General features: G+C 66.3%; 5 protein-coding genes and 1 pseudogene. 1 reads left to right on the top strand and 5 read right to left on the bottom strand.

Annotation, left to right across the window (positions count from 1 at the left end; genetic code table 11):
• Positions 1–140 precede the first annotated feature (140 nt).
• The 5 genes and pseudogenes from LCE31_RS16860 to LCE31_RS16840 all read right to left on the bottom strand — a co-directional run.
• A complete protein-coding gene (locus LCE31_RS16860; RefSeq protein ID WP_225015097.1) occupies positions 141–440 on the bottom strand; it encodes a JmjC domain-containing protein in 300 nt (99 codons plus the stop codon).
• 286 nt (positions 441–726) lie between these two features.
• Positions 727–1020 (bottom strand): hypothetical protein, encoded by a 294-nt coding sequence (locus LCE31_RS16855; protein WP_225015096.1) that lies wholly within the window; start codon positions 1018–1020, stop codon positions 727–729.
• A 240-nt stretch (positions 1021–1260) separates the two neighbouring features.
• Positions 1261–1857, bottom strand: coding sequence for a hypothetical protein (locus LCE31_RS16850; RefSeq protein WP_225015095.1), 597 nt, complete (start codon positions 1855–1857; stop codon positions 1261–1263).
• A 641-nt stretch (positions 1858–2498) separates the two neighbouring features.
• Complete coding sequence (locus tag LCE31_RS16845) at positions 2499–3737, bottom strand: helix-turn-helix domain-containing protein (protein WP_225015094.1); 1239 nt, start codon at positions 3735–3737, stop codon at positions 2499–2501.
• Positions 3738–4549: 812 nt separating this feature from the next.
• A pseudogene (locus tag LCE31_RS16840) lies at positions 4550–4648 on the bottom strand (IS5/IS1182 family transposase); the annotation flags it as partial.
• Between LCE31_RS16840 and LCE31_RS16835 the strand changes: the two are divergent.
• The gene (locus LCE31_RS16835; RefSeq protein WP_225015093.1) at positions 4619–4888 is read left to right on the top strand and encodes a MazG-like family protein; all 270 of its coding nucleotides are present in this window, start codon (positions 4619–4621) and stop codon (positions 4886–4888) included. The pseudogene LCE31_RS16840 and the gene LCE31_RS16835 overlap by 30 nt on opposite strands.
• Positions 4889–5096 lie beyond the last annotated feature (208 nt).

The following is a 5096-nucleotide window of genomic DNA, read 5'->3' as shown; positions in this document are numbered from 1 at the left end:
CCCCCCGCGGTGTGTGGGCGGGGGTGTGGGGGGGTGGGCTGTTTGGGCAGCAGCCGCGGCGGGGCCCCCCCCCCGGCCCCCCCCCCCGGGGTGGCCCTCGGACCAGTGCCGGGGGGAAGACAAGCACCGGTCCGAGTCGGCTACAGGACGCTGCCCGTGAGCGGCTCAGTCAGCGCGAACACGAGATGCACCGACGTGTCCGGTGTTGCCACTGCGTGCGGTACGTAGGCAGGCAGCAACAGGACATCGCCGGGACGCATGTGGATCTCCCGCCGGTCCGCCGCGGGAGGCCAGATCGTCCACGCCTTGACGCCACGCATCTGCATGATCACGCCGTCCCAGGCGTCGACGTGCCGGCCGATGCCTCGGTCGCCCTGGTCCGACTCGTAGAGCGTGCAGACCACCTGGCGACGCGTGATCCTGGAGAGGTGCAACGCCACCAGGGAGTGCCACCCGTCGCTCCGTGCGTGAATACTCTCGTACACGCGCGTTCGCGCTCGGGCTGCATAAGCGTCGGCCGCCGCTGGGCCCGCCAGTTCACGTTGGATTGCAGTGCCATCGAACAGCGCGACTGTTTGGTCTGCGCCGTCAACGGGCAGTTCGCGGGTCTCGGCCCAGTCCGAGGCGAACACACCTTGCTCGTGCTCCACCGTGGGCTCTCCGAGACGAAGCCGGAGAACGAGCGGTGTCAGCCGCTCGGCGACGGCCCTCGATGTGGCCCGCACGCTAGCTGACGTAGTAGTGAGCGGTGTCACCGGACTCCGGTGGCCTGACGCCGCACCTGGAGTAGGCCAGGGTGGCACGGTGCGGCTGCTCATCCCGCGGGTCGACGGGGGCGTGCACGGTGTCGTCGAGCCGGAGGTCGGCCAACGGGCGCGGCTCCAGGTGCACGACGCCGTCCCGCGCGACCTGCACCAGGACCGACCCTTCGGGTACGTCGACGGGCACGGTCGTGAGCATCAGGTGCAGCCCTACGCCGGCCGGGTGTGTGTTGAGTATCTCTCGGATACGTCGGACCAAATCCACATCCTCGTCAAGCAAGGTGGGAGTGGGAGCCGTCGTTTCGACCGTAAGGGTCACGTGTTCCTCCTCAATTAGGGCCCTAGGAAGGGCGAAGGGCGCTCCCGGCCGGTGGTGTGACGGACTGCTGCCTTACACAGCGCCCACGACCGGAGCAGTCGATGGGCCGACGGACGTGTCCGCCGGTGTGTGCGACCCTTTCCCGGGGCCCGTCGGTCGCCATGGGCCCACTACGTGAAGTCAGTTGTCAGAACTTCCGGGTCCTGCACCGCACTTGGGGCACGGGCAGGTGGTACGCAGCGTCGGGCGCATGCGTCCATCGGTTCCGAGGCGCACGCGACTGGAGCCGACGCACACGTGCTCCACGACGAAGCGCTCGCCGTGTTGGCACGGCGCACACGGCAGCACCAACCCGCGCATGTCGACACCCGGGAGAGGGAGCCCCTCCGGGATTCGGGGCCCGGATTCGATGGCGTCCGCGAGTGGAAGGGCTGCCAGCAGCAGGTTCGCGTCAGTCACCATCCCGCGCTCGGCGGGCACCGCCCACCGCAACAGCCCCTCGTGGCAGCCGACAGGCGGAAGGGCCACGTAGGTCGCAACGCTCAACACCACCGCCTCGCACAGGTACCAGCCATCAGCGGAGGACGGCGGTACGAACCAGTAGCGCTGGTCTGAAGCATTGTCGTGGACGACGGCGCCGCTGGCCGCCCCCAACAGGTCGAGGACGTGTGCACCGATAGGCCCTCTGACACGTACGGCATCCCACGTTAGGCCAGCGGACGCGAGCGTGACACCGTAGTCGGTCGGCTGCGTTCTCGCGGTCGCGGTCGCGGTCACTGGGCCTGCTCCATGTGCGCACACCGGTCGATCAGCGGGCAGCGCGGCCGGCGCCACATCCTGCACGAGCCGTATACGGTGCATGTCAGCCCGCCTTGGGCAGGTGAGCCGTCGTCTCCGACGATGCTCCGATGCACGCAGCAAAGGCGTGCCGTTTCAGCAACCACGACATAACCTTGGGGTCGTTGGGGCTCCAGGCGCAGGTCACGATCCCATCGGCTTGACCAGAGTCGAGCAACTCGGCGACGCGCGGCCAAAGGGGCCACGCCATGACGGGGCGCCCAGGCAGTGCCCTATCTACGAGTTCCGCGACGATTGTCCAGTCCCGCGCTTCAGCGAATGTGCGATGTGAGGCCAGAACTCGTCCCCTCTGGGGCAGTGACTGGCAGTCGTACAGCACAACGCGGGCACGGGCGATACGCGCGGGAAGCCTCCCGCGACCAGAATCGCTTGCTGCCTCCGCCAGCGCTTCCCGGCGAACCCGTTGCAATGGAGTTCGGTTCATACAAGAACTCTCTACCCACGGGCCGTTGAGCGGAAGAAGCGCCCCGTACGACTCTGTCGATCAGTTAGATGCAAAGTCGTACGGGACGTATAGGTCAGCGATGACGGGCCATCAAGACTCGTACGCGGCGTACGAGTTACAGTGCAGTCTTGGCAGTGGCAGGCATAAAACTCCCTGATCCAGCTGGAGTTATGCCTATCAACTTCGACACACGACGCAACCGCGTTGTGTTGGCCAGCCCCACTTTCTGCACAATCACCGATGGCAGAGCTTGATGACGCGCCCAGTCGGGAGCAGTGACCAGCGCTTCCTCCAGAGTGTCCAGCGATGCGTCGTACATCTTCGCGTCGGCCTGCGCCATAGCCTTGTCCATCGCGTACCTGTTCCGGGCTGCACCGGAGAGTGGCGAGACGTCCTTGATGGAGTTAATGAGCGTCAACGCCTTACCAGTCTGGCCGAGCGCTACGTTCACCCCAACTGCCTGCGTCGTTGCTGACACCGGACCGAAGACGGTCCCGTGAGCACGATGCTCGCGCCCCATACGGGCGCCTGTTGCGTGGGACTGCGACAAGTAGTCAGCCGCCCGTTCCTTGTCACCCATACGCGAGGCGACTACAGCCGCGAAGTTGACGTGGCTGCCGTACGCGACGAGCTCATCCATGGTCGCCTTCGAGAACCGGGGCTCGATGTCCAGTGCAGACTTCTCTGCCAAGGCGAGCGCTTCGTCCAGCCGAGCATCGCGCAGATAGACCCAGGACCGGCCTGACGCCACCAAGGCGGTTCGCATGTCGTCCGCCGCTCGATCCGCAGCCTGTTGCGCATGACTGATCGCCGCATACGCCAGGTCACGGGCGCCCATAAGGTTTGCTACGTACGCAGCGAGACGGTAGGCATCAGCTACGAAACCCCACGCCTCGGACTGCTCGTGAGCAGGCCGCGCGTGCTTGTGGGCGGCGGCTTCCGCGAGTAGCAATGCCGCAACCGCGCCGGCCTCTACGTAGTGGCCCTTCCAGTAGAGGTCCCAGCATCGCTTAGTCGTCTGCCGAAGCGATGCCGCACTGGGAGCGTTGACACCTGCAGGAAGCAACCCGACAGCTGTGTCGTGAACGGCACAGGAGAGGTCCCGCATCGTGGTGCGGTCTCCGTGTTCCATTGCTCGGCGAGGCGCCTGCTGGCCGAGGATGACGGAGGTGTCCACTCGCAGAGCAGCTGCGACCGCCATGAGCGTCGGCAGGGTGAGCCGCTTGTCTTGCTCCGCCCCTTGGACTGTGGGAAGCGACAACCCCGTCATTTTTGCGAGGTCCGACTGCCGTATGGCCTTCCCCCGCAAGATCTTGATGCGCTCGCCGGTCGTGTACTCACTCCAACGTGGCATGCTGGTCTCCTTCCTAGCATCTCCACTAGGAACGGTACTCTCACCGCGCGGACCGGTACCGGCGAAGTGCCTCACGAACTAACTCTCTTCGTGGGGTCCTTTCGCAAAGGCCCCATCAGCTTGTCCTACCTTGCAAGCGTGGGCCCGAGTCGACCGTGCGGCTCGCCACTGACATGCGCACCGATAGGCCCTCCCCTCCCGACACGTACACGGCACCTCTACGGCTACGCTGACTCAGTGGTCCTCTCCAGCATGGCCGCTGACAGGCCGGCGACCTTTCTCCTGCCCTTGCGGCGGCAGCCCCGTGCTGGATAGTCGGGTAGTCGGTCGGTGTCCTCTCGTCGGCGTGCAGAGCCCCAGTGCCACCCGGAAGCAGGAGCCGTGGAGCCGCCGACGGAGCCGAAGACAGCCCACCCGACCGGTCGATCACACAAGCCCGCCCGTCGTGGCAGGCTCCTGCACGGGCAGCAGGCGGCCGCCGCGGCGATGACCAGCGACCTGCGCACCGCTCTCGCCCGCCCGTGGAGATCGATGCCGCTCGCGCGCGCCGACATGCCCTGGGCGACTGGGTCACCGATTGGCGCGACGATCAGGGGAGGAGTAGTGGGCCGAGGGCGGCACGGCGTTCTTCTCCATCACGGGCTGACACGTCGGCTTCTTCGAGCCGGTGTCGCGCCCGCGCCCTGGGCATCCAGGTTGTCCTGACGGGACAGCGCGCTTTTCCGCATCACCTCCAGGCGCTGCGACGCATCGGCGCTCAGGTCCCGAGCCGGTACGAAGCGCGCGACCGCGCTACGGCTCGCCATGCTGAAGTCCAGGGTGAGGACAGCTTTGGCGACGGCGGACATGCGGTTGGGGCTGATGCGGGATCTGCGGAAGATTTGCCAGCACTTGAGCCGTGCGATGCCACGGACGTTGCCCTGGAGTTCGGGCTTCTCACGGCCGAGGTCGGTGAAGCCTTCACCGCCTGGCGCAAGGGCCATGCGGACCTGGGTGAGGAACTGGCCGACGTCTTCCTCTACCTCACCGCCCTCGCGGGGATGAACGGGCTGGACCTCGACTCGGAGGTCGTCCGCAAGATCGAGAAGAACACGCGGCGCACGTATGAGCGCAACGAACACGGAGCGCAGATCAGGACGAGCGACGAGTGAGCGTGTGAGCATCGCGTCGGCTCGTTTCCTGATCACCCGACGTTGGCAGGTCGCGATCTGCCCGAGGCTGAGTCATGTAATGCCCCAGCCAGGGCCTAACCGGAACCACTTGATGGCTGGCCCAGCTAGTGTCCTGAGTCGGTAGTTCGCTTGCGGTTATAGGGTGGGGCGATGCCTGGTCCGAAGCCGTTGCCGCTGGAGTTGTCCG

Source organism: Streptomyces sp. 8L (genome assembly GCF_020176795.1).
Taxonomy (GTDB): domain Bacteria; phylum Actinomycetota; class Actinomycetes; order Streptomycetales; family Streptomycetaceae; genus Streptomyces.
Note: the sequence above shows the minus strand (reverse complement) of the source record. Positions and strands in the feature narration are given on the sequence as shown.